We start from the raw sequence: 23,705 nt of genomic DNA, 5'->3' as shown, positions 1-23,705 counted from the left end.
CGCAGTGTGGTCACCGATCGCGGCCACTAGAACACGCGCTGCCGCGCGTTGACATCCCCATTTCGTACGATGTCCGCTCGGCGCAAATTCCGCTAAGGGTCGAGAGCGGCGCCCAGCGGCCGCTATCGGGCACTGAAATCACGACCGGTGCTGGCCGAACGCAGACTCAACTCATATTCGCCACTAGTTCTAGGATGAACGCTGCACCATGTCCGGAACTGGCTGGCGGCGGAAGCATGCGCGCGAAGCAGAAACCGGGCACGTAGTCGTCAGCGCGGGCGAATTCCTCATAGCCGTGATTCAGATAGAACTTGGGCCCCTGTCACTCGAAAGTCTCGAGCTTCGCGTCCTTTGCACCCATCCCGATGGCTCGTCGCTCGGCATCAACGAGCAGGCGGCAGCCCAGGCCCGAGCTAGCAGTGGGCCGGGGGCCGCGCAGTACTCACCGGCGCGAACTGGACGTGACCCACATACAGGCTTCTTACTTGGCGTCCTTGTTCGTAACGAACGTCGGCTTTGCGTGGCCAAACTTCCGCTCCTGGCCGACCTGAGTCTTCGGCCATCGCCGTGCGGTGCGCTTGCTCTGGCTAGGCGGCCTGCGGCCGCAGAGGCGCTCGCCGTGCAGCGGTTTCATGTCCGTGTGACGGATGCGCCGTGCTCTCCGTTTCCCTGTTCTTCGCCATTTCCGGTGACTCTGCGGCATCGCTGCCGCGGGACCGGCTTTGAGGTGTGTCGCGGCTTGCCGCGACGAGTTGTCGCGACCTCGAATCTTTCGAGACAGCCCGAGTCTTGAAGGTCAAGGCGACCGCGGCGCGGGTGCCTGGCGTATTGCCGGGCGCGGGCGCGAACCAGGAATCATCAAAAGGAAGCCGGTGATGATTGACCAAGTCGAACTTGGTCGCCTTGGTCAAGCCCGTTCTTGCACTCGCCTCAATGACGAACTCTCCCGGGTACACAGTTGAAGTGTTCTGGGATGTGGCGTATGCAACAACCACAACAGAACCGGTCGGGTCATCGCCCGCCTCTTCAACTTGGAGCACCAGGGCCGGACGATTCTTGGGTCCTGGCACGCCTACTTGCTGCGGAAAGCTGCACTCGACGATGTCCCCGAGCTTTGGGCGCGGTATCCAGTAGGCTCTGCTCACAGGAGGGAGCCGATGACCTTACCTCTTCCCTTTGGTTCAGCCTTCGCGATGGCCTTGTGCTGGGTCTTGGTGAGCGGCATCAATTTCTCGCTGTCCTGTTCGACGAAGACCTCATCTCGCAGTCTGGCGAGAGCGTACAGGACGGTCTGGGTTTCGTTGAACCCCAATTTCTTCGCCAGCCCTCGCAGGGCGTCTCTCGACACGGTTGTCAGCGTGTCGTCCTTGAAGTTCAACTTCAGCGGCTGTTGGCTGGTGGTGGGCACGTCCGGTTTCCCGCGCTTGGCATTTGATATGTCTAGTATGTATACCGAATATATATTCAGCAAGGGCTCGCAGCATTCAAGCGTAAAGCTCCGGCAGCTTCGCTTCGCGCGATGTAGGAGTTCGATCCGGGCAGTTGATCCAGGCAGGTGGGTGCCTCTCGGCGCGTGTGTGGCGCGTCGCCATGGGGCGAGCAGAGGGGCGCAGACGCCGCCGGAATGCTCGAGGTCGTCGCGGGCCAGGGCCTGAAATGGGCTCGATTGTGCGGATCCTGCGGGGGCGGGTGTCCGCAGCGCTGGGTTGCGCGACGCCTTTGAGCGGACGCTGGCATCGCGACGAGGGTCGGTCGCGGAAAGGAGCGTCTCCCGTCCCGGGCCGCGCTGTCGTGCTTCGCATCGAGCCCTTCGGTCTCGCCCCTTCGGGCTTCCATCGCTGACGCCTCCGCGCCTGTGGCGCTGCGCCCTTCGGTCGCCCCTCCAGGGAGAAGGCTGACCAGCCCTCTCCCGCCGGCGCTGCGCTTGGCGCCCTCTGGGGACCGCGACCAGGGCTGCGCCCTCGTCGCCCTTCGCTCCTTCGTCGCTGCGCGCTGCGCTTGCTCCAGCCAGGCGGCCTGCGGCCGCAGAGGCGCTCGCCGCGCGGCGGTTTCGTTTGCGTGTGACGGATGCGCCGTGCTCTCCGTTTCCCTGTGTTCTTCGCCATTCCCGGTGACTTTGCGGCCTGGCTGCCGCGGGACCGGCTTCGCCTGCCAGGGGGTGTTCATAACGCTGCGCGTTACGAAGGCTTCCCCCTGGTTCCCACGTCTTCCAGTCCGCGCCGTTCACCGGGCGACGAACTCAGGGAAACGGCGGCGAGATCCGGGAGCCGTCACTCGCCCCCGAAACCATCAGTCGATGGGCTCGGAATCTAGGGACCCGGTAGCTTTTAAGGGAGCAAATGGAAATGTCAGTTATCGATGTGATGGACTGCGAAGATGTGGTGGTGATCGACGGCGTGGAGGTGTTTGTTTCGAAGGGAGCGGACGAGATCATTCCTTTGAACCAGCTTTTCCTCTCGGCGCGCAACGTTCGGAAGAAGCGTGATCCATCGTCCATCCGGAAGCTCGCTGCGGCGATCCGGGCGCATGGCGGTCTGCTGCATGGCTTGTGCGTCGTCAGGGCGAAGCGAAAGGGCTTTAAAGGCGAAGTGATCGCGGGCGGTCGCCGGCTCGAAGCGCTCTTGCTTCTGGCGGCGGAAGGCTCCATTTCGAAGGACTGGGGGGTTCCATGCAAGGTGTTCGCGGCCGACCACGCGACCAGCGTCAGCCTCGCGGAGAACGACACGCAGGAGCCGATGCACGCGGCAGACCAGTTGGAAGCCTTCAAGCTGATGCTGGAAGAGGGCAGGAGCGTGGGGCAGATCGCCGCTGCCTTCGGTGTCACGGCCTTGACGGTGGAACGGCGGTTGAAGCTGGCGAAACTCGCGCCGATGTTCATCGATCTGTTCCGAGAGGACCAGATCAATCTGGACGTGATGCAGGCACTGGCACTTGCGGATGATCACGAGACGCAGATTGCGACGTGGGAGGCCCTGCCGTCCTATAGCCGCTCGGCCTACTACATCAGCCAAATGCTGACGGCCAAAGAGGTGCGGGCCGGTGCGCCGGTGGCGCGTTTCGTTGGTCTGGACGCCTATCAAGCCGCTGGCGGTGCCGTGCGGGCCGATCTCTTTGCGACCGAGGATGAGGGATCGTTCCTGCAAGACCCGGCGCTCCTGCATCGGCTGGCGCTCCTGAAGCTGGAGGCTGCGGCTGACGAACTGCGCGCCGCTGGCTGGAAATGGGTTGAGGCGCGGGTCGTGTTTCCGTATGCGGACCGTTCGAAGTTCGCGCAACTGCACTGTGAAGCGGGCGAGCCCACCGACGCAGAGGCGAAGGCGATGGAAGCGCAGAAAAGCGCCTACAACCGCGTCACCGAACGCCTTCACGAACTCGAGAGCATTGGCGATGAGGAAGACCGCCTGCTGACCGACGATGAGGACGCCGAACTGGACACCCTGTGCGAACAACAGGAGCAACTGCACGACCAGCTGAATGCGATGCAAGCTGCCTTGTGCGTGTGGGTGCCGGAGCAGCGTGCGAGCGCTGGGGTCGTCGTCTTCATCGGCAGCGGCGGGCAGGGTGTTGACTCGGTTGAAGGCTTGGTTCGCCCCGAGGACCGAAAGGAACTTGTCGCGGCGGCGCATGCGCAAGCCGGAACGTCGGCGCCATCGTTTGAATCTGCACCGAAGGAGCGCGCTGAATTCACCGCCACTCTTTGCACCGACCTCACCGCTCACCGGACGGCTGCCGTCGCCGCTGCATTGACGCAAAGCCCGAAGGTGGCGCTTGTTGCTTTGCTTCACTCGCTGCTCGGGCGGGAGCGTGAGCCGTGGCAATCCTCACCCGTAGGTGTTCGCTTCGACGACAACGCACACGGAGTTGCCAAGGCCAAGGAGTACGACGAGACACCCGCTGCGCAGACGCTGGAGCAGGCAGAAGGCTGGGCCGACCATCTCCCGGGCGATACGGCATCGCTGTTCGGCGCCCTGTCGGCAATGGACGAGAAGGGCTTGCTGGACCTGCTGGCGCGTTGTGTGGCCCGGTCGTACAGCGTGATTGCCGACCGGCCTGTGCGCGAGGCACGCGGGTTCGATGTTGCTCAAGCCATTGAATCGGCCCTCGACCTGAACATGGCTGACTGGTGGAAACCGACGCCAGAGCGTTTTCTGAATCACGTGTCCAACGCGAAGCGGATCGAGGCGCTGTCGGAGGCCTGCGGAGCGGAAGCCGCCAGACCCATCGAAAAGATGAAGAAGGTCGATGCGGTTGCCTATGCGGCGGCCAAGCTGGAGGGGACGGGCTGGCTCCCATCCACCCTGCGCCCATACGCCGTGCCAGTCGTCGCTGGCTCCGGCGAGGAGGGTGACACCAACGAGGGTCGAGAGGACTGATCCAAGCCCGCCGCAGCGATCTCGCTGCGGCGGTCATGGTCCTTCAACAAACCATACGAGGTGTTGAATGCAGCAACGATTCTTCTTTCTCTTGACGAGCAGAACGCCCATGAATACCGGTCGCAGCGCGAATGGAAAAAATGGGCCGTCCACGTCGTGGCCGGCCCCGCGCGGAAGCCGACCTACAAGCGAACTGCCTATGTCCGCGCCCGGACATCCGAGGCGGCCATCTCGCTTGCTCGCAGGGATCTGATCCCGCTTCCGCCGCGCTCAGCCCGTTTCGGCGCTCGCCTGGCTGGCCCTCACGAACTCGGCTGCGTGCTGGCGCCGGCGGCAACCGCAAGCGATGCAGCGCCTGATGCCGTATAAATCCTGGTCCGCGCCCTGGGAGGGGCGTGGACATCTGTACCAGGGAGAGAAAAATGACAGCTACACCGTCGACCGGGTTGCACCCGGCCGTACAGACGCTCGACTTTGCCGGGCGTGAGATGCCGGGCTTTTGGGCTCAGCACGAGATGATGCGAGCGGCCTTCCGCGTTCAAACCGATTGGCCGCCTTGGTGCTTCGCACCGATGGCGGTCGCCCTTCCGCTCACCGATGATCGGCCGCTGGTCGCCACAAAGCTTTCGGCGCTCGCAGCCTGGCGCATGACCAAGGGCATCTATCGAGTGGACCCCACGTTGATGGCCGCGCTCATCGCTACGCCGCTTGATGTGGCCGTGCCGGTCGATGTATTGCTCCGACTGCCCGAGTGGTGCATCTACCTTGAACTGGGCCATCTGCCGACTTTTCGGGGGCCTGCTCGTGGCGTTTGGGTGTCCATGGAGCCGGCCTCGTCGAGCGACCGGGGACCGATCTACCTTCAAATGCTTCTTGACACCGAGCGGGATATGGCGACCAGTCTTGACGACCGCGCCATGTTGATCCTGTCTCTCAAGCTGTCCGGTCGCTCCATTCTCGAATCGCTGCAGGAGACGTACCCCGAGTCGTCGCCACTGTATGGACAATTGACGGCGATCGCGATGCCAGTGCTGTCAATGGTGCTGTATCTGTGCTCGCTGGGCGCGGAGTTGACTCAAGACGGTGTTCCTGGCCGGCCGGTGTTGCCGGTGGCCGTGAAGACAAGGAGGAGGGGAGAACGTCTTTTCCCTGCGGCTTCGCCGGTCGTGTGGGATACGGGGGTCCGGATGGGCTCCGCGATGCGCGCAGCCTATGCGGCCGCGAAGCAGCACGCCGGTGTGGGCAACGATGGGCTCTCCGTCGCCCCACATCTCCGGCGAGCGCATTGGCACACGATCTTGAGCGGGAAGCGCAAGGGCGTCCCACTCGAGCTCCGCAAGCGTGAGTTGCGGTGGATGGCGCCGATCGCGGTGAACGTCTCCGATGCGGACCAGTTGCCGGCGACGGTTCGGCCGATCAGATCGCCTGAAGGGCTCGACTGGCAAGCCACCTGACGAGAGGGTGAAGAGGGAAGGGCGGCGGCACGCCGACGCCCTCCTTCTCAGTCCAGGGCGGCGGCCCCAGCCAAGGAAGGATCTGACAGGTCGTGGCCCGCGTCCTTTTCTCTGTCGGCAGTCGTTCACTGCAGAGGAAAGCGACCGTTTTCAACCACTCGACGTGGCTTCAGTTCGACATAGCGTGCTGCCGCTTAAGCCAGGTGGGCGCCGCCCAAGGTCTAGCAGCATTCGGCCGGCCCGTTGCAGGCATTCGACGTTGTCCCGCGACTGACTGCTTCGCAGCGAGAGCCGACGTTCGACTGGGCAGTGGATGACGACTGCATCCCGTTGCTCTTCAGACCTTCAGACAATCACGGCTGCACCTTCATGGACATCCAGAAGTCGAGCGCTTCGCCAGAGTTCTACCTGAGCTTTCGAAGAATCGATCCCGAGAGGGCTCAGTCGCTTGCTGGCACCTTCGCAGGTGCACCCTCTCCAGTAACCCAGAGTCGAACAGCGGCAACTTCGGCTTCATCAAGAATCAACTGTTCACGGGCGCAAAGGAACAGGACTTGATCGACGAGTCGCGACCCCAGCGTAACTACGTCGTCCTGGCCTTGGCCGAAGACATGCCCGTTCAGCTGCATTCCCTTGATAAGGAAAGCCACGTCTCGCTGGCGGACGCGCAGGCCAGACGACGAGAGGCAGCGAGAACAAACCTGCGCGGCGGTGGTGCTTGGCTGGAAGGAACCTTCTGCGAGTTCAGTGCTGAGCGCTTTGAGAACCTGCCTCAGCTCCTTGGGCGCAAGCATGGGTGCCTTGGTGAGGGAACAGACTTCTTTCACCACCGGAAAGATTTCGCCTTCTCCTCCCCATGGCGAATCCGGCTCGTCCTGTGTCGACCTCCCCTCTACCTCGTGACGAGCGGGGTCCAGCAGCCGGCCGCCAGATCCGCCCAGCCATACGAGGCGCGCTAGGTTCAAGGACGTAAGGAATGGTCGGAAGCCACCGCAACCATTCCAGTTCTCGAGAGCCTCTGGATACTCAGCCTTCAGGCGGGATGCCAGCGGACCACCGTTTACAGGCGAAACAGATTCGTCGAGTGTTTGCCAGATTCGATTGGCTATCTCCGACAATTCGCTTGCGGTCGCTGGCCTAGCCGATCGTGGGGCTGTCGGCGCCTGAGACGATGTTTGAACCGATGCGGGCGGACCGACAAGCGCAGACGACGGACGATCATTCAATACGCGGTCGGAAGCCTTCTGCTCGTGCCCCGTCAAAAGCCCTGAGTCAACATTGGCTTGCGCGGGATAGAGGGCCTCGCCGACAAACAAGCGTTCAGGAATGAGAAGGTCGGCCGACGCCTGGTACGCCGCTGAAGGAAAGCCAATCGCCAGCACGGTTGTGCGACGGTCATGGCGCCGAAGCTTGCGCAATAGCGGAGTGAAGTCGGCGTCTGCGGAAAACACAATGAACTCGTCATAGTGCGTGCCGTGCTGCAGAAGATCCACTGCGTCCAGGACCAAGTGAATATCGGTGCTCGTCTTCCCTTGGCTCGTCACCGGAGGACAGTCAACAATCTCAAACCCGGCCCGCAAAAAAGCGTGTCGGTAGACTTGGTACCAATTTGGGTTCAGGTAGCACCTTCTGACCAAGAGGCGGCGACGCTCACTTTCTGCATGGGGTTCGGGCATGGCGAACGAGTGAGTCAACCAGTGGATCCAAACGTCGGGATGGCGGGCGAACTGTTCCGCGGCGCTGGGTTGCAGCTGACGGAGCAGAGAAAAGACGTTGTCGAAATCGACAAAAAGTGCGCTCTTCATGATCTTCCGGATCTTAGCGTTGCGTCGACATGAGCCATTGTCGCTATGGTCGCGCGCGGTGAATGAAGATCTACCTGACCTCCTAAAGGCGACCGGCGTCGACCTCCGCGCTCAACGGGTAACGCTGATGCGCCACTAAGGATAAGCGCCCTAAAGGATGCCTCGTCGTGGACGTAGGCAGCAATCTCAGCGCTTGGGGCGAACGAGGCTTGTCGCAAGCATCACAAATGGGGAGAATGAAACCCGCGCCATAACCTTTGGAGAGATCGATGAGCGAGCCCAGTGCGCCCACCGAGGAGGCGCTGTTCACTGCACTCGGCGCCGAGGTCCTTTCGACATCAAGACTGGGCACCGGCGTGTCGGACGGTCAGAAAGCTCAGCTCGGACGAGGCTGGTTCAAAGGGCATCTCCAACAGATCCAGAGCGCCGTCTGCGGAAACAAGACTATCGAAGATCTTGCAACGAAGGGCGATACGACCGCCTTGGTTGCCGCAGCGACGCCCTTGCTCGGCTTCTCTCCGACCGTGGCCGCGTCGGCGACGATCGCGCTACTGATCGCCCGCATAGGCGTCAGGCGGATTTGCGCCGGCGAATGGACCGAAACCTGAGCGTGATCACCGAAAATCCGTGATGTAGGGCGCGTGGGAGAGGTCGAGGTTCAGTTTCTCGAAAACCTGGGCGGCAATTTGATTTAGGGGCCGAGACAGCATCGGCGGCATCTCGAACCCGGGGTACTCTGCCCCGACTTCGTCAACAAACTCTCGTACTCGGCGTGCGACGAACGCATTCTCGTGATGCCCAAATAACTCGAAGGCCAATTCGATGAGATAGAGCCGGTTTGATGCCGGCGGATGCGAGTCCTTCGTGTCGATTCGTGCCGCGCGTGATGCAGCTTCGACCAGCACTGCAAGACCCAGGAATACCGCGGCGCCTCCACAAAAGATTGGAATCTTCTCCTCGTACTCAGGCTCTTCCGCGAGAGCGAGCATCGCCTGCAACGCCCAAACGTCAGCACAATACTCATCTAACTGCTCCGGCCTGATGACCTGCACGTCGTTCGGAGTCTGGCTCAAGAGGCCGACGGCGCGCGTCGGCATCGCACCTCGCGGAGAGCTAACCGTATGGCCGAGAGCCACATGGCCGAATTCATGGGAAATCAGAAACTGCTCGCCGGCCGTCGTCAGAAGAGTGTGTATGCCTCCGGCATTACCGAAGTCGACCAAGCCCTCTCCCAGGCCGTACTTTGGACTTTCCACTTCGTTGGTTCGTACGTAGGTCGCTAGTGCCTCCCGCATTTTCTCCACGGCATAGCCGGGATCTTTCTGCCTGGCTGCAAAAAGGGTCGAGAATATCTCTATCAGATCGAAGCTCCCTGTGGCAGCCAAACACATGGATGTCCCCTCGAACGCACTGGACTGTCCATTGAACCAGCGGAAGGGAAACACGCCCATGGCGAGCGGCCCGCTAAGGCGTCCGGGGACCTTCCGCGCCTTCTCATAAATTGGCGCAGAGATCGTCCTAAGCAGGCTGGTTGCCCTTTGCTCGGAGAATATCGTCCTCGCCACGGTCAGGATCGCTGCTAGTTCGCCATTGCTTATCGAGCCCGAATTGAGAACTGCAGCCAATAGCATGCCGTGTGCCGCGGCCCGCTTTTCTTCGGGAATTCTCCCCATGTTCAAGATGCGATCGACCTGACTGTGATCAAGCCCAACTGACTTGAGATAGCGTTCATAGACAACCTGCTGGTCGGGGTAGGGGTCACAGGGCGGCAGGACGATACCTCGCATTGCAGCCATCCCTTCAATGGCTTCCAGCAAGTTGGCCGCGGCGCCTAGGGCTGGCTGAGTCTGGAGTTTCCCGGAACGCTGCCCAAATGGATTCATGCGTTGCAGAAGTCCCATAGATGCTCCCCACAACATTGTTGGACCAAGCTTAGCCTAGCCTAGCCTAGCATTCGCGATTGTCACGGTGAAGATAGTTGATCATCACTTTTGGGGATGAAGGGCTGTCTGATCGGTAGCTGAAGACCCGCTGAGGCCTTTCGGCAAATTCGAATAGCCAAAGCTGGTGGGCTTCCGCTCCTCCTGGCCGAACTGAGCCGCGGGAGCGCAGCGTTTGCGGACGTACAGGCGACCACCATCGAACATCAGGTGGCCAGCGGCAACCTGTCGCTCGCAGGCTCAGCGCGTCGAGGATGCCTGTCCCACCTCAGGCAAGCTGCTCTCGCCGCAGAGTCGCTGGACGGGCCTGTGCAACCTATCGCCGTATAGGCGTCACAAAACTTCGGTTTTTGCCGACCAGACGCAGGCCAACGCCGAGGGGGCGACGGAGATTTTGTCGGTCAAAGCTCCATCACAATTGCGAACGCCACCCATGTCAGCGCCTTCGACCAACACCCCGTGCTTTCATATCTTGCTTTGTACATCGAGAACCAAGACTTGTTGACAAGCAAGATTTACCGAGCATCGCCAGTTCGCTTTGCTTGGCTCCGGGTATGCTGTGGCGCACCTTCGACTCATTGACCACCACCCCGCAATCGATGGCCGATCAACCGAAAGCCTGGCTCCTGACCTGGAACCCTGAAAAGTACACCGAAGGCGGCGACGGCGATGCCGGACGGACGATCGACCTCGTGGTCAACACGCAGCGCCGTTGGAGCTGCGGCTCCAGCCAACCCATGGTTGGAGATGCGGTCTACCTCGTACGCTTGGGCGTCGGGCCTCGCGGCATCATCGCGCGCGGCACCGTGAGCCGTGCTCCGTTCCATGAAGCGGACTGGGGCGACTCGTCCCGGCAGAAGCGCTACATCGAGTTTTCAGTTGCGGCAGTCCGAACTACCTGCGCAGCGGGCCTGCTGCCGATGTTGCTGATGACGTCGGCAATGGGGGCGCAGACATGGAGTCCGCAGCAATCCGGCATCCAGATCGCGGATGGCGTGGCAGCGCAGCTCGACGCGCTTTGGAAGGCTGGCAAAGGTGTGCACAGCTTGCGGCAGTTCGCCAGTTGGTGTGACGCGGATGCGAGCTACAACACGACATGGCTGCCTGGCTACCAAGAGGCCACTTTGCTTGCAGAGTCCGTTCAGAACGATCCGTCATTGCTGGATGACGCCGCATTGCAGCGCCTCTGGCGCGATCTCGAAAACGGCGTGTCCAGTGTGTCACCGGGCGGAATTCCGCACGCCAAGTTTGCTGCGGCGAAAAGTTGGTTGGCACAGATCACGCACCGCATCGCTGCGGCACCGGACAGATCGACTTACGCTTATGTGCTGGATGGGTGGAAGACCGACGGTGGATTCGACACGGTCTTGTCGTCCGTGATCCACCGGGTCTTTGCCGCCTTCGCGCCCGAGCTGTATACGACGGTCTTGAACACAGACAAATGCAAAGTATTGCTTCGAATCCTGGGCGACCAGTTTCAGCTGCCGCAACCGCCGAACGGCCGCGACTGGTTCGACCTCAATGGCAACATCAAGAAGGCCATGGCAGAAGGCGGCCTTGATCCGGATCAATTGCTGAAGAACAACATCTCCATCTGGCGTGTGCTCGAAGCCCAGCCAGCGCGCAGCAAGCTCGCGGAGCCCCAAGCGACGAGCGAAGCGCAAGCGGGCGAGTCGCATGAACAAGTCAAGTCCATGGAAAGTGCCATGAGCATTCCTCTGAATCAGATTCTTTTCGGGCCACCGGGCACCGGCAAGACCTATCACACGATCACCAAGACACTGGAGATTTTGGCGCCCGAGTTAGCCGGGCCCGGGGCATCACGTGATGCGCAGGTCGCGACGTTCAACCGTTTTAGAGAGGACGGGCAGGTGGTGTTCTGTACGTTCCATCAAAGCTTTGCCTACGAAGACTTCGTCGAGGGGCTGCGCGCTGACGCGAAGGACGGCCGCATCAGCTATGACGTCGCCGACGGGGTTTTCAAGAAGCTCTGCCTCGACGCAGAAAAGGGCTTGACCACGAGTACAGACGCGTTGGCGAAAGCGCTGGAGAAATTCGACGACGAGATCGCAGCTGCTGAAGATGAGTCGGTCACGCTCACGACAGTCAAGATGAAGCGGCGCTTCACCGTGCGCGCGCTGAACGATACGTCGTATCGAGTCATGCCGGAAGAGTCGCGTGATGAGCATCGCGATCCCGACACCGTCTATCGCGTCTTTGTTCGGGATCTGCACAAGTTCTACGAAAACGACGACCCACGTGCAGTGCACAATAGTTCATACGTACGCCCCATCATCGAGCACCTGAAGGCAAGGCATGGATTACCAGCCTACTCAGCTCCCGCTGAACGGCCCAAGTTCGTCATGATCATTGACGAGATCAACCGCGGAAACGTATCTCGGATCTTTGGCGAGCTGATCACGTTGATTGAAGGATCGAAGCGCAAAGGCGCGGAGGGCGCAGAGGTGATCCTGCCGTATTCCAAGAAGAAGTTCTCGGTGCCTGACAACGTCTATCTTGTCGGAACGATGAACACCGCCGACAAGTCCTTGGCGACCGTGGACATTGCACTGCGCCGGCGCTTTCATTTCACCGAAATGCAGCCCGACGCTTCGCTGCTTGACGGGGTGAAGGTGGGCGCAGTCGATGTGGGACAGCTTCTTCGAAAGATCAACGAACGGATCGAAGTTCTGCTTGATCGCGACCACTGCATCGGGCATGCGAGTTTCATGCCGCTCAAGGTGAACGCCTCGCTGCCGGTGCTGCAAGAAATTTTTCAGCGGCAGGTGCTTCCACTCCTCCAAGAGTATTTCTTTGAGGATTGGCAGCGTATCGCGTGGGTGCTGAACGATCATCGCAAGTCAAACGATGTGCACCGATTTCTGCAGAAGCCAAAGACAGATGTCGCAGCACTGTTCGGCAACGAGGTGGAAGTGCCGCAGGCCAATGTGCGATGGAAGATCAACGTTGAGGCCTTCCTGCTCGAAGCGAGCTATCTTGGCGTGATCGACGCCACGCCTGCGGGGCCCGGTGAGCCCTTGCCCGCTGCGTCCGGCGACTAGGAATCAGCGCCTTCGATGACCGCAACTTCAGTTTGCGTTCGCGAATACGCGAGACTGTGCACCACGCCGTGTACGGAATCGCTCGATCAAGCACGAGTGTCGCAAAGTGCTTTTAGTTTCCTTGTCAAACTGAACGCAACGTTCTCTCGAAACGGCACATCGCTGACGGTCGTTGAAGACGCGCGACACCTGCGGCTCGACAACTACGTGGGCGTCATCGAAACGCCGTGCGGCACGCGCATTGAGATCCTCCCAAAGCATTCGGACGGGCATGACGCGGCAGGCAAAAGTCGCCTGCTTCTCAAGCGGATGATTGCAGTCGCCCTCGATCTGCCGGTGCGTGAAGCCGGGCTGGCTGCTCTGGAGTCGTTCCACGTGCCGCTTCCGGAATGGGTCATGGGTCAGTTCCTGGCGGCCCTGGATCACGTTGTGCAACGTGGCATCCGCTTCGACTACGTCCGCCTTGAAGAGGAGCAGCGCTTCCTGCGCGGCCGGCTTGATGTGACACGCCAACTTCGCCAGATGCCTGGCCGTCAGCACCTGTTCCAGATCCGGCACGATGTTTTTTTACCCGATCGAGCGGAAAACCGGCTGCTCAAGAGTGCCGTGAGGCGCGTTCTGGCGTCGACCCGCAGTCCGGACAACTGGCGCTTGGCGAACGAGTTGTGCGTGAGGCTCGGGGATGTGCCTGAAAGTCGGGACATCCGTGCGGACTTTCGCCTTTGGCGAGGCGATCGGAACCTGGCGCACTACCGGTCTGCCAAACCTTGGTGCCAGCTGGTTTTGGGCGACTCGATGCCGCTCGCGGTCGTCGGAGAGACCAGGGGCATGAGTCTGCTTTTTCCAATGGAGCGCCTGTTCGAGACTTACGTCGCAGCCTGGATGCGCAAGCGCCTCGCTCCAGAAGTCAAGCTCATAACGCAGGCCAGGACCTTCTCGCTGTGCGAGCACGACGGTACGCACATGTTTCAGCTGCGCCCAGACCTGTTGGTGCATCACCAAGGCAACAGTTGGGTGATGGACACCAAATGGAAGCGCATCGATGGAAGTGGTCGGGCCGACAAGTACGGTCTCGCTCAGGCCGACTTCTATCAAATGTTCGCCTACGGCCACACGTATCTGGCAGGCGCCGGTGAACTTGCGTTGATCTACCCGTATTGGTCAGGCTTCCAGACCCCGTTGCCCCCTTTCGCGATGCCGCACCCCGACCGACATGGCGAGACGTCGCAATCGATGCATCTCTGGGTCCTGCCGTTCAATCTGGAGGCTGCAACCGAAGGCCTGGTGACATCGAGCGAGATGGCCTGCGACGCACTGTTTTGTGTCACCGAGATGGCTGAAAAGAGTTGACCTCTAAGCCAAGCTGCGCCGGGACGGCCCAAGCGCGGGACGCACTGCGTGGCAACGGCGTGAAAGTCATCAGGAACTGAACCACCGACGTAAAGGTCCCGGCTAACCCGTCTCGATCACGATCTTTCTATCAGTGAAGTTGCGACGAAGGACCGATGCTGGCCGAACCGCGCCGCGGGAGCGCAGCGGTTGCCGACGTTCAACTGAACACCTGGCAGCGGGCGTTTCGGGGCCCAAGGCGGAAGTAGCGACTTAGCGAAAAAAGCAGACGCTCGAGGAGACTGCTGATTGACGCCCTGATGGATTTCTAGCCGGCCGGGCATCGGCATCGTGTGGCTTGAGGCAGCAGTCAGGAGGTTTGCCATCTAGCTGCGAGCCACGACGCATCTGCAACCAGTTGGGCAGGCGCCGTGCGTCGCAAATGGCCAGAGTGACCGTCTAGTAGCGCAGGAGTACTGGTTGGCTCGTCGGCGTTCAGAGCGCCTTGATTACTCTGTCCGAGCGCGGGTCCGTGTAGCCAGGTGCCAGTTGCGCGTTGCTCGCGCCATAGAGTGTCAACGGGTCCCGCAACCACAGCGCGTACTCGAGTCCGCGCAGATGATGGTCGGTAGAGCAGTCCACGGTCCATCGACGAAGCATGTACCCCGCATTTGCCGCGCGAACCCGGACACGAAGTACGCCGTCTTCCGGGAACTGGTAGTCCATGCGAACAACTTCAGGACGCTTGTGTTCGGGGTGAGGTACGAACTCCAGTTCGATGATGCGGCTCCACTGCACGTCGAACTCCGCAGTTTCATCCCGCTGCACAACGCTATTCTCGAGCACGGTCGGCTCGTCCATTCTTGTGAATACAAAGTCGCGAAACTCTTTGTGCCTCCGGTCGAAGGCTCGGACGTGCCAACGTATGCCGATGTCAACAAGGGCGAGGGGCACCAACTCACGCTCGGTATGGCCGCTATCAATGGATGTGTAGCCGAGCTTCACTGCCTTGCCGCGATGAATCGCCCTAGTGACAGGGGCGACCACGGACATCTTGGGCAGGCTCAAGGCGCTGGGGATTTCGCAACGCAGCATTGGGTGCACCTCCTCGCCTAGGACCTCGCCAAGGCCTTCACCAAAGCCTTGGGTCAGCGCGGTCATGACGCGCTGCGGGTTGTGCTCGAACAGAGGGACGAAGGCTGCAGTAGGCCGGTAGACCTTATCCGAGTTGTCCAGCTCAAGATTTTCCGGCGCAATTTCCTTGTACAGGGCAATGTCTCGTGTGGCCCCAGCCGGTCCCGTCCCGAAGCGGTCAACGACATCAGCCCGCCGAAGCTCACCCAGGAAGTAGAGCTTGAAGTCGATGTGGGAAAGCCGCTCCCGCTGTGTCTTGGTCAAGTTGGCGAGGAACTGTGTGCGCCGGTCTTGATTTTCTGCCATCTCAAGATGATAGCTCCCTCGTGCGATGTAGTGAGCATAAAAATATCAACACATCATCAAAATGATGACGTATACTGCTCGTGGTCGAAGGGTTTCTCCTATCCAAGCTGCCATAAGGCGTTCACGCGTGCATCCATTGATAGTTATCACAGCGTTCGCTGGCCTGGCGTCCTGGCTTCTTTCAAACAACAAGGAGGGCAAGATGCCTGCAGTTCAACGACAGTTTGAGGACTTCCATAGCGCCATCTGCTTCGATGAAGAAGACGAGAAGGCCACCCTGCGCGAAAAGCGCGACACCATCGTCAACGCGCTTCGGGCCAACCTCGGCAACGACGTGCCGCCGTTCAGCAACTTCAACCAGGGTAGCTACTCGATGCACACTGGCGTGGTACCTCTGGATGGCAACTTTGACATCGATGTCGGCCTCGTCTTCGATTGCGACCAGAACAAGTACCCCGACCCGGTAGCGCTGAAGAAGAAGGTGCGCGACGCCGCGAACACGAACTTCCGGACGGTCGTCATTCGCCGCCCGTGCGTGACCGTGAACTACATAAGCGGCGGCGAGATTGCGTACCACGTCGACCTCGCAATCTACAGCCGCGACGCCGACGGCAAGCTCTACTTGGCGAAAGGCAAGGAAAACTCGGCCGCCGAGCATCGCATCTGGGAAATCTCCGACCCCAGGGAGCTGACCAAGCTTGTCTGCGGTGCCTTCGAAGACGCGGAGCAGCAGGCTCAGTACCGCCGGTGCATTCGCTACCTAAAGCGCTGGCGCCAATGGCAGTTCTCGGGCCCGGGCGCGCCCCTCAGCATCGCGCTGACCGTGGCGGCTCTGCATTGGTTCAAGCCAAGCTTCGGCACCTCGGACAAGCCTGTCGACCTGCAGGCGATGCTGAACTGGGTGGAGACGATGCTCGGTCAATTCACGTATGAGTTCCGTCAGGACGAAGGGCTGCACCAGCGCTTGAAGGTCATGTTGCCGGTCGCGCCGTACACCGATCTACTGGCCAAACGCACCGCCGGCCAGATGAAGAACTTCCAGGAGAAGCTCGAGTCGCTGCGCGACGCACTGCGTGACGCTTACTACGAGGAACTGCCCGAGGACGCTTGCAAGCTTCTGAAAAAGCAGTTCGGCGACGACTTCAAGGTGCCCGAAAAGTCGGAGACTGCCAAGGGGGTCTCTGCCGCAGTCATCAGCACAGGTAACTCCGCTTGACCGAGGCTACCGCGGCGTCGGTCGAAACCTTGAAGGTCGATGCCGCCTTCGACGCGGTGAGCGCAGCGTGTACGCTGCGCGGTGTCGCCATCGCTCGCTTGCCGAACCTGGCGGAAAGCACCCTGGGCATCGAGCTTACCGGCACCACGCGCAAATGGCCGGTCTATGTTGATTGCGCCGAGGAGAACTTGAGGCTTCCAACGGTGCGCACCGTCCCAGCAACCGAGTTGCTCGCGCACGTCAGCTACGGAGGCTTCGTCTGCATCGACGACGGACAGGGCCTATCGCTCGACCCAAATCGCCCTGCCGACATCGCTGCGCACGCCGTGATGAAGGCATACGACCTGCTTGAAAATTCGGCAGCGGACGCTGGCTCTGGCTACGCAGAGTTCTTCAACGAACTGGAAGGCTACTGGTTCAGCCTGCCAAGCTCTCTGCGCGCGCGGGCGTACTTTGAGGTTGACGGTACGTCTCGCATGCTCAAAGGGTTCTCCAACCTCACGCTGAAGAAGCCGTCGTGGTATTTCCTGGAGCGTGAGGCCGAGTTGCCTTGGGAGGTCAAGAGCGAAAAACTCGGAGCTCATCGTGCGCTATACGTCCACCTAAACGATATCGCGCTACCGCCCGTGCAACCGGACAGGCTGACGTGCGCCTTCCTCGAAGATGTGCTGCAGAGAATGTCGCCCGAGCAACTGACACTTTGGGACAAATTGGTTGGGCCGTCGAAGAACTCGCCGAAGAGGGTGGCGCTGCTGGTATCCGTGCCGCGCCAGGCTGGTGGGCGCTCGCTGGTGGCCGCCTCTTTCACCGCAAATCGTGGTGTCATCGACAAGAAGGCAGTCGTGACGCCGCTAACCATGCGACGTCACACCATTGGCTACATGCGCGAGCGCGGGGGCGCCTCGCTCGACCTGCTCAGCAAGCACGTGGTTGTCCTGGGGGCCGGGGCGGTAGGTTCGGTGGTGGTGGACACGCTTGCAGCTGCGGGCGTTGGCAAGCTTACGGTAGTCGACCACGACGAGTACTCGGAGGACAACGTCTTTCGCCACATGCTGCAGCCGCTGTACATCGACCTTGAAAAGCCGATGGGATTGAAGCTGGCGCTGGAGGGGCGCTACCCAGGCTTGAATATCACACCCGTGTGCACAACCGCGCAAACGTGGCTCAAGACTGCCGACCTCAGCAAGTACGACGGCATTGTGCTGGCGTTTGGCGCACCGTCTGTTGAGCGCTCGTTCTCGCGCGTTCTCAAAGACCGCCGCTTCGACATGCCGGTGGTGTTCACTTGGCTCGAGGCACTCGACCTCGGCGGCCACTCGATGCTGATGTGGACTAAGGGTGAGGGTTGCCTCAACTGCACCTATCGCGATGACGAGGGCCGTCCGTCGCTGGCCTCACGTACGTCGTTCATGGAGCCAAACCAAGCAGTTACTCGCAATCTCACCGGATGCGGTGGAGCATTTGTACCGTACGGCGCGCTGCAGTCTCGACGCACCGGGCTGATGGCGGCCGAACATCTTCTGTCGGCCGTGAGCTCCGTTATTGCCGGCGAAGAGGCACGCCAGCCTTCCTACAGGCTCTGGATTGGTGAAGGCAAGGTCGCGGCTGAGCATGGTCTGCGCACGACCCCCTGGTTCCAGTCTGCACGGACAGTCTCTGCGGAGGACGCGACGCAAAAGGTCTTCGGGCTCGCATGTTCTCACTGTCGCCACCCCAAAGAGCCGACGCAGTGAAGCTCGTGTATCGCGTCACGCCTCGGCAACGCCTCATCGTGGTCGAACACGCGCTCAAGCAAATGCAGGCATTCGCGCAGCGTCGCAGCTGGGACAGTGAGGCCGGCGGCGTTCTCCTCGGCCGGCACCTACTGGACTCGCATGACGTGGTCGTCGACGAAGTGTCGACGCCCCAGACCGGCGACCGCCGCAGCAGGTTCGGCTTCTTTCGGTCGTCCAAGCATGAGCACGTGGCGCGCCAGCGATGGATGGAGGAGAACAGCACCTTGGCCTACCTGGGACTCTGGCACACGCATCCAGAGCGCGACCCAACACCGTCGGGTGTCGACCAGCGTGATTGGCAGCAGGCCATTGCGGGTGACACCTACGAGGGTGACCGGCTGTTTTTTCCTATCGTCGGCACCCACTGCATCCGCGTCTGGACGCTGAGCCGCCGGGGTACGTTTCGCGAATTGAAGTTGGAGAAGAACAATGCCCAGAACAAAAGCACTGGCGGGCTCAGCCTCCGCGCCCACGCCGGGCGCAGCCGCAGCGGCGACTAGGACGGTCGAGCGCGCCTACATCTCGTCGACAGTTCGGCGGGACCTTTGGGTCGCCGCGGCTGGCCGATGCGAGTTCCGTGGTTGCTGCAAGGCTGTAGGCCGCGACTTCTTGACCAAGGCCAGGTGCAAGGTCGGAGAGTACGCCCACATCATTGCTGACAGCCCAGCTGGCTCCAGAGGCGTTCCCGGGCTGTCGGAGAAACTCGCTTCTGACCCCAGTAACCTAATGCTTGCATGTTTCGATTGCCACGCGCGTATCGACCGGCATGGGCAGAGCAACGAGTTCACTGCCGAGCAGCTTCGAGCCATGAAGCGTGAGCACGAGGCGCGCATTGAACGCGTCTACTCGGCGACAGGAGTCGTCGAGAGCATGCCGGTGGTGATGTCGTTTCCAATCGGTGCTCAGGTGCCGGTAATTGACGTACGCAACATCCATTACGCGATGCTGACCAACAGCAACTTCAATCGCTTCCCTGCCTCCACCTCGGTTCACATTGACCAAAGCAGTTTCCATCTGCAGGACAGTGACCCGGATTTCTGGGTTAACGCGCAACGCGCGCTCACCCAGCAGTACGAGCAGCGCGTCCTGCCGGAGCTAACGGCAAGAGGCGGGGCTGCGCACTTGACCATCGCCGGCTTCGCGCCCATTCCGATGCTGATGAAGCTGGGCGCGCTCATAGGTGACAAGACGCCTGCGACCATACTTGACCTGCCCGGCGAGAGGTGGCTTTGGGACACGCGTGAAGCTTGCCCGGAGCCCAGCTATGCCTTTACTGTGCCTCCTACGCTTCCCCGCGAGGTGTCGGTGGTGGTCAGCATTTCTGGCAGGGCCCAGCACCCCGTGGGTCGTGACATCGTTGAGTTCCAGGCAGTCGCACCCGACCGAGGCATCATCCGCAAGGAAGCCCACGTGCAGCAGTTCCGCACTAACTTCAACGCGTTCCTCCAGCAACTGTTTACGGCCGGCGCCCGAGTCCTGCACATTCACCCAGCGACACCGTTGTCGGCCAGCATCGAAATCGGCCGCACGGTTCTCCCGAAAGCATTCGAAGAGGTCCACGTCTGGGAGTGGCAAGCGCCAAACTGGAAGTCCGCTCTTCGCCTGAAGTAGCGTCGAGCAGGTAGCAGAGCGTCGGGAAGTCACTCGGTCGTTAACTTGAAGGGGCATCAGCCGTATCGCGAACGTCATCTGCCACGTATGCAGCAAGCCGCTGCGAAACCTTCAACACCTCCGCCTCTCTGCTGCAAGCGTTCACGGGCGTTCGCGCCAGATTGGTTGGCACGCCCATCAATCCACGGCGTGGTCGGTCGGTGCAACGAAATGTCGCGAAAGGCGACCGGTCGCCTGCAGAGCCGCTATTGCTTCGTTATCCGTGTACGTCATGGTTGTTGCCGCTGGAAGCAATACAAATGCTGGGTTCTGCGTCGAGCGCGAGCGACCGGTGTTGCCCGAGTGGCGAAGTCCAAGTCGCACTGTCAGACTGACTGCTAGCAGTCTCGAGAGGAACGTTGCAGTGCTTCTTTCGCTTGTCACGCTGAAGCAGTCGTGACGCAAGTACGGCTCCAAGTTCCGGAATCAGTCTTGACCTGCCGGACGACTGGCGCGACCCAAAAGAACCGCTCATGGCCGGTTGCTCCAGTTCGACAAGCTCACGCAGATGTCTGCAAGGGGCACGGACCAGCCAACATCGCCCTGCCACGCTCGCCGCAAAATCCGAAGTCATGGGAGTCAGAGCGAGCGGCCGGTCAGCGTCCGCAAGCGGCGCTTCGTCCGCCGCCTGCTGCCATCAGGCCTTAGACGTCGATTTGCTCCCCCTATGAGGGTGCGGCGCTGCCTGCAGGTCGCGGCCACCCTGCGCCCGCCTCCCCAGATGTCTACCCAAGAAGCTTTCGAAAATGTTCCGAGAGAAATGCTGGTGCCGTGCAAATTGAAGATTCAATCTTGGATTTGCACGCGCGCGTCGCCTTCGCGATGTGCGACCTCACCCTGCGCGTTTTGGCGGCCGCTCGTTTTAAGTCAGGATCTGGATCCTTTGACCGTCTTTCTCGCAGCGGGCTCGCCTCGGCTGATCGAGAAAACTTGCACATCCCTTCTGCCGAGGCGCTTGGAGAAGTACATGAGCGCGTCGTCTTTCTGGCGGATCTCTCCCTCCTCGACGATGGCCTTGAGCCAAGCGTCTCGCACTTTGCTCAGGCTTACGAGCTTGGCGCTGGCCTCCCCTTCGCCGAAGGTGACAGTCCTCGGAGCAATCTGCTTGGCCAGAGCGCGAAGAAAGCTCACGCTGCCTGGCGCTTCAATGAGCATTCGGTCCATAACCGCGGCGACTGGTAAGACATCGACGTTGGCCGACCCCACGCTGCTCACTGCGACGGCGACATTGCCGCGCGAAAACTGGATGGATGCGGGGATGTCGGTGACTGGGGCGCGAGCAACGAACTCGATGTCTCCAGCCGCAGCGCTCGCCCCCGTTCTGCAGGGCAGGTCCGGGCGCATGGTGTGATTGAGCATGTGGATCAACTGCTTCTGCGCGAGGCGCCAATCGTGCAGCGTGGTGACGGTGGCATGCACGACATGCCGGTCAGGCGCGTCCTGTGACTGCCACATGTACACGGTTTCCACCATCATGCGATCCTGGTGCATCGGAACGGTCTTAACGAGCTGCCACCCAGGAAGCTCGCGCCCCATCATTCGGAAGTTGAGATTGAAGATCCGTCGCCCGATCGTGGTCTCGCGCGCCCACATTTTGGTGTCGTAGGTTGACTCCATAAAACCCCCGTCTTTGTGCGTCCGTGCGTTAGGCGATCGGCCGCCGTTGCCGCGTAGTTGTATCCGGCTGGCATTTCGCACAACCGCCGGGCGTGGGTGGACACAAGCGCAATCGGTAGTTCATCGCTGCGCAGTCCCCAAACAGCATGTTCGTTGGCAGAAGCGGCGCGTGAGGTGACTGCGTGGGATCCGCATCGGCGTCAACCTTTAGGCAGCCGTCGAAGACATTGTCGCTCTCCGTGCACGCACCCTTCCAGGGGACCTCGTGGTAGCTGAAGCCGGATTGAAATGGTATTGCCCAGACGTTGTACCCAATGGCAATGACTGGGTTGAGGTCAAAAATCCATCCCATTTTTGACTGCCAAAGCTCGCAGCCGAGGATGTTGGTGAGGGTCGAGACAGTGTTGGCGCTGTCCGTGCAGTTGACCTTCTCTCCGAGTCCAAAGCCCCCATTGAGCCGCTCCAGCATCTCAGACAGATTGAACGTCGCGTCTCCGTACATCGTTGCGCCACTGTTGGTGTCATAGCTGACCACCCCGCAGCTGTTGTACCGCTCCGTGATAAGCGCCGCAGCCTCATCCACATTCGGAGCGCCAGCAGCCCAGACGCAAGCGCGCTCCAGAGCGGCGACCCAGGGGGTCATTGTCTTCCAGGGTTGCTCGGGCCGCTTGAGAACAATGTAGACGCGGTGCGTCGTATTGCTCAACGCCGCGGTCACCGCGGGACCAGGTGTGAGTCGGGCGTACCAGTCGAAAGACACATCGAGGCGTTCGACGGTATGCGGCAGAGGCCACATCAGCTCAAGCTCGATCACGTTGCTCAGACCGATCGCGTTGAACGCCGGAACGACGTCCTTGTAGCGCACGCCACCATGGCTGCCGGTGGCCCCGAGCGTGTACGTGCCAGGAACGAACGCTGGGAGGCGGCGAAGCACCACCTGGATTCGAGGAAGCGCCCCCGCCACGAAGCACGCCGGCTCGTTTCGCACCCCCTTCTCGAACTCCGGGGTCACGACAGGCGCGCGCGGCACATGGTGCATCAGGGGTATCGCTCGCTCGCGGTAGTTGAACTGGATGCTGTGGATCTCGAACGGGGGCTTAGCTGGGGGTGGCGGCGGAACTCCCTTGGCCGAGATCACCTCGAGCTCGCGGTCAGAGCATACGTAGAGGAGCGAATCGTCAGCGTTGGTTGCAACACCCGACGGTCGCCAGGCCAAGCCATTCACGACCAAGCTAGACACCACAGGTGGGCCAAGCTCGATTCGCACCAGGCTGTTGGCGGGATCGCGCTGAATGCAGAAAACCGCCGCGCCCGTTCGGTCCCAGTCCAGATAGAACGGCGCTGTAAGGCCTGTGTAGAGCCGCTTGGCGGCACCGGTCGCCAACTCAACCTGGGTCAAGGCGCCAGAATCCTGCTCTGTGACGTAGGCAAATTTCGCCGCCGCGTCGATGACGATGCCCACCGGGTGTCCGAGACCACCACCGATCATCTTTACCGCACCGCCGGCGTTGAGGTCCATCTGGACCAGTCGGCCAGAATCAAAGCAGACTGTGTAGAGGTGCCGAACAGTGGCATTGCTGACCAGCGCCAATTGATGAGGCGCAAAGCCTGGCTCTGAGACGTCGCGTCGACCCTCTTTCGCTGTCACCTTGACGATGGAGCCGGTGCGCTCCGAGATGAAGATCTCGTTGGTGGTCCAGTCGACCAGGACGTCTTGAGGAAGCTCAAGGCCCGTCAGGACTGTTGTGACCATGCCGGTTTGAACTTCGACCTTGCATAAGCGCCCGATCGACCACTCGACGTAATAGGCCGTCTTGCCATCGGGCGACAGGCGGACACCAACGCCGGCCGCGAGGCCAAGAACCACATCGTCGATCTGCATGACGCGCCGTCCTTCCCGTGTTTGGACCCTCAGCACTCCCTGGCGGGAAGAACGCCAAAGTTCGCCCCGTCCGCGATTGGAGGCTGCGCTTCTCAGGATGTCATCCCAAAAAGGAGGGGCGCCGAGAACGACGAAGGCGCGGCGATCCAAGGTCCGCGCGCG

General features: G+C 61.0%; 17 protein-coding genes. 10 read left to right on the top strand and 7 right to left on the bottom strand.

All coding sequences use genetic code 11. The annotated features are described in order from the left end of the window. Positions 1-587: 587 nt before the first annotated feature. Positions 588-1,145 (bottom strand): type II toxin-antitoxin system PemK/MazF family toxin, encoded by a 558-nt coding sequence (locus QTH90_RS31595; protein WP_353506653.1) that lies wholly within the window; start codon positions 1,143-1,145, stop codon positions 588-590. Beyond that, the gene (locus QTH90_RS30175; protein WP_286668268.1) at positions 1,142-1,408 is read right to left on the bottom strand and encodes a hypothetical protein; all 267 of its coding nucleotides are present in this window, start codon (positions 1,406-1,408) and stop codon (positions 1,142-1,144) included. Before QTH90_RS30175 ends, QTH90_RS31595 begins: the two co-directional genes overlap by 4 nt. Positions 1,409-2,345: 937 nt before the next feature. Between QTH90_RS30175 and QTH90_RS30170 the strand changes: the two genes are divergently transcribed. The 3 genes from QTH90_RS30170 (at position 2,346) to QTH90_RS30160 (ending at position 5,827) form a co-directional block, all read left to right on the top strand. Then, complete coding sequence (locus tag QTH90_RS30170; RefSeq protein ID WP_286668267.1) at positions 2,346-4,373, top strand: ParB/RepB/Spo0J family partition protein; 2,028 nt, start codon at positions 2,346-2,348, stop codon at positions 4,371-4,373. Positions 4,374-4,436: 63 nt separating this feature from the next. Continuing rightward, entirely contained in the window at positions 4,437-4,742 is a 306-nt protein-coding gene (locus tag QTH90_RS30165) for a hypothetical protein (RefSeq protein WP_286668266.1), read from the top strand. A gap of 53 nt (positions 4,743-4,795) precedes the next feature. Then, positions 4,796-5,827 carry an AcrVA2 family anti-CRISPR protein gene (locus QTH90_RS30160; protein ID WP_286668265.1) on the top strand — a complete coding sequence of 344 codons (1,032 nt, stop codon included), beginning with the start codon at positions 4,796-4,798 and terminating at the stop codon, positions 5,825-5,827. Between the two features lie 440 nt (positions 5,828-6,267). Here QTH90_RS30160 and QTH90_RS30155 read toward each other — a convergent pair whose 3' ends face one another. Further along, complete coding sequence (locus QTH90_RS30155) at positions 6,268-7,632, bottom strand: NYN domain-containing protein (RefSeq protein WP_286668264.1); 1,365 nt, start codon at positions 7,630-7,632, stop codon at positions 6,268-6,270. A gap of 269 nt (positions 7,633-7,901) precedes the next feature. Between QTH90_RS30155 and QTH90_RS30150 the strand changes: the two genes are divergently transcribed. Further along, complete coding sequence (locus tag QTH90_RS30150; RefSeq protein ID WP_286668263.1) at positions 7,902-8,240, top strand: hypothetical protein; 339 nt, start codon at positions 7,902-7,904, stop codon at positions 8,238-8,240. Positions 8,241-8,246: 6 nt separating this feature from the next. Here the strand turns inward: QTH90_RS30150 and QTH90_RS30145 are convergent, their stop codons facing one another. Next, entirely contained in the window at positions 8,247-9,533 is a 1,287-nt protein-coding gene (locus QTH90_RS30145; protein WP_286668262.1) for a phage exclusion protein Lit family protein, read from the bottom strand. A gap of 593 nt (positions 9,534-10,126) precedes the next feature. On the opposite strand from QTH90_RS30145, the gene QTH90_RS30140 reads away from it, so the two are divergent. Continuing rightward, on the top strand, positions 10,127-12,634 hold the full coding sequence (locus QTH90_RS30140; RefSeq protein WP_286668261.1) for an McrB family protein: 2,508 nt from the start codon (positions 10,127-10,129) through the stop codon (positions 12,632-12,634). Between the two features lie 15 nt (positions 12,635-12,649). Further along, complete coding sequence (locus tag QTH90_RS30135; RefSeq protein WP_286668260.1) at positions 12,650-13,984, top strand: McrC family protein; 1,335 nt, start codon at positions 12,650-12,652, stop codon at positions 13,982-13,984. A 474-nt stretch (positions 13,985-14,458) separates the two neighbouring features. On the opposite strand, the gene QTH90_RS30130 is transcribed toward QTH90_RS30135, so the two are convergent. After that, positions 14,459-15,403: a WYL domain-containing protein gene (locus tag QTH90_RS30130; protein ID WP_286668259.1), complete on the bottom strand. Its 945-nt coding sequence runs from the start codon at positions 15,401-15,403 to the stop codon at positions 14,459-14,461. Between the two features lie 202 nt (positions 15,404-15,605). Here QTH90_RS30130 and QTH90_RS30125 point away from each other — a divergent pair, with 202 nt between their 5' ends. The 4 genes from QTH90_RS30125 to QTH90_RS30110 all read left to right on the top strand — a co-directional run bounded on the left by QTH90_RS30125 (position 15,606) and on the right by QTH90_RS30110 (position 20,005). Then, positions 15,606-16,619 (top strand): nucleotidyltransferase domain-containing protein, encoded by a 1,014-nt coding sequence (locus QTH90_RS30125; protein WP_286668258.1) that lies wholly within the window; start codon positions 15,606-15,608, stop codon positions 16,617-16,619. Continuing rightward, positions 16,616-18,352, top strand: a complete 1,737-nt coding sequence (locus QTH90_RS30120; protein ID WP_286668257.1) for a ThiF family adenylyltransferase — start codon at positions 16,616-16,618, stop codon at positions 18,350-18,352. The genes QTH90_RS30125 and QTH90_RS30120 overlap by 4 nt, the downstream gene beginning before the upstream one ends. Beyond that, positions 18,349-18,894 carry a Mov34/MPN/PAD-1 family protein gene (locus QTH90_RS30115; RefSeq protein WP_286668256.1) on the top strand — a complete coding sequence of 182 codons (546 nt, stop codon included), beginning with the start codon at positions 18,349-18,351 and terminating at the stop codon, positions 18,892-18,894. The genes QTH90_RS30120 and QTH90_RS30115 overlap by 4 nt, the downstream gene beginning before the upstream one ends. Before the next feature lie 307 nt (positions 18,895-19,201). After that, the gene (locus tag QTH90_RS30110; RefSeq protein ID WP_286668255.1) at positions 19,202-20,005 is read left to right on the top strand and encodes an SAVED domain-containing protein; all 804 of its coding nucleotides are present in this window, start codon (positions 19,202-19,204) and stop codon (positions 20,003-20,005) included. Positions 20,006-20,911: 906 nt separating this feature from the next. Here the strand turns inward: QTH90_RS30110 and QTH90_RS30105 are convergent. Both QTH90_RS30105 and QTH90_RS30100 read right to left on the bottom strand, forming a co-directional pair. Beyond that, complete coding sequence (locus QTH90_RS30105) at positions 20,912-21,661, bottom strand: hypothetical protein (RefSeq protein ID WP_286668254.1); 750 nt, start codon at positions 21,659-21,661, stop codon at positions 20,912-20,914. Positions 21,662-21,689: 28 nt separating this feature from the next. Further along, positions 21,690-23,543: a YncE family protein gene (locus tag QTH90_RS30100; RefSeq protein WP_286668253.1), complete on the bottom strand. Its 1,854-nt coding sequence runs from the start codon at positions 23,541-23,543 to the stop codon at positions 21,690-21,692. Between the last annotated feature and the right edge of the window lie 162 nt (positions 23,544-23,705).

It is taken from the genome of Variovorax flavidus (genome assembly GCF_030317145.1).
Classification (GTDB): domain Bacteria; phylum Pseudomonadota; class Gammaproteobacteria; order Burkholderiales; family Burkholderiaceae_C; genus Variovorax; species Variovorax flavidus.
Note: the sequence above shows the minus strand (reverse complement) of the source record. Positions and strands in the feature narration are given on the sequence as shown.

Excerpts from the sequence above, each read along its gene's own strand:
- QTH90_RS30170 (WP_286668267.1), top strand. The coding sequence starts at position 2,346 with ATGTCAGTTATCGATGTGATGGACTGCGAAGATGTGGTGGTGATCGAC.
- QTH90_RS30160 (WP_286668265.1), top strand. The coding sequence starts at position 4,796 with ATGACAGCTACACCGTCGACCGGGTTGCACCCGGCCGTACAGACGCTC.
- QTH90_RS30155 (WP_286668264.1), bottom strand. The coding sequence starts at position 7,632 with ATGAAGAGCGCACTTTTTGTCGATTTCGACAACGTCTTTTCTCTGCTC.
- QTH90_RS30150 (WP_286668263.1), top strand. The coding sequence starts at position 7,902 with ATGAGCGAGCCCAGTGCGCCCACCGAGGAGGCGCTGTTCACTGCACTC.
- QTH90_RS30145 (WP_286668262.1), bottom strand. The coding sequence starts at position 9,533 with ATGGGACTTCTGCAACGCATGAATCCATTTGGGCAGCGTTCCGGGAAA.
- QTH90_RS30140 (WP_286668261.1), top strand. The coding sequence starts at position 10,127 with ATGCTGTGGCGCACCTTCGACTCATTGACCACCACCCCGCAATCGATG.
- QTH90_RS30135 (WP_286668260.1), top strand. The coding sequence starts at position 12,650 with ATGACCGCAACTTCAGTTTGCGTTCGCGAATACGCGAGACTGTGCACC.
- QTH90_RS30130 (WP_286668259.1), bottom strand. The coding sequence starts at position 15,403 with ATGGCAGAAAATCAAGACCGGCGCACACAGTTCCTCGCCAACTTGACC.
- QTH90_RS30125 (WP_286668258.1), top strand. The coding sequence starts at position 15,606 with ATGCCTGCAGTTCAACGACAGTTTGAGGACTTCCATAGCGCCATCTGC.
- QTH90_RS30110 (WP_286668255.1), top strand. The coding sequence starts at position 19,202 with ATGAAGCGTGAGCACGAGGCGCGCATTGAACGCGTCTACTCGGCGACA.
- QTH90_RS30105 (WP_286668254.1), bottom strand. The coding sequence starts at position 21,661 with ATGGAGTCAACCTACGACACCAAAATGTGGGCGCGCGAGACCACGATC.
- QTH90_RS30100 (WP_286668253.1), bottom strand. The coding sequence starts at position 23,543 with ATGCAGATCGACGATGTGGTTCTTGGCCTCGCGGCCGGCGTTGGTGTC.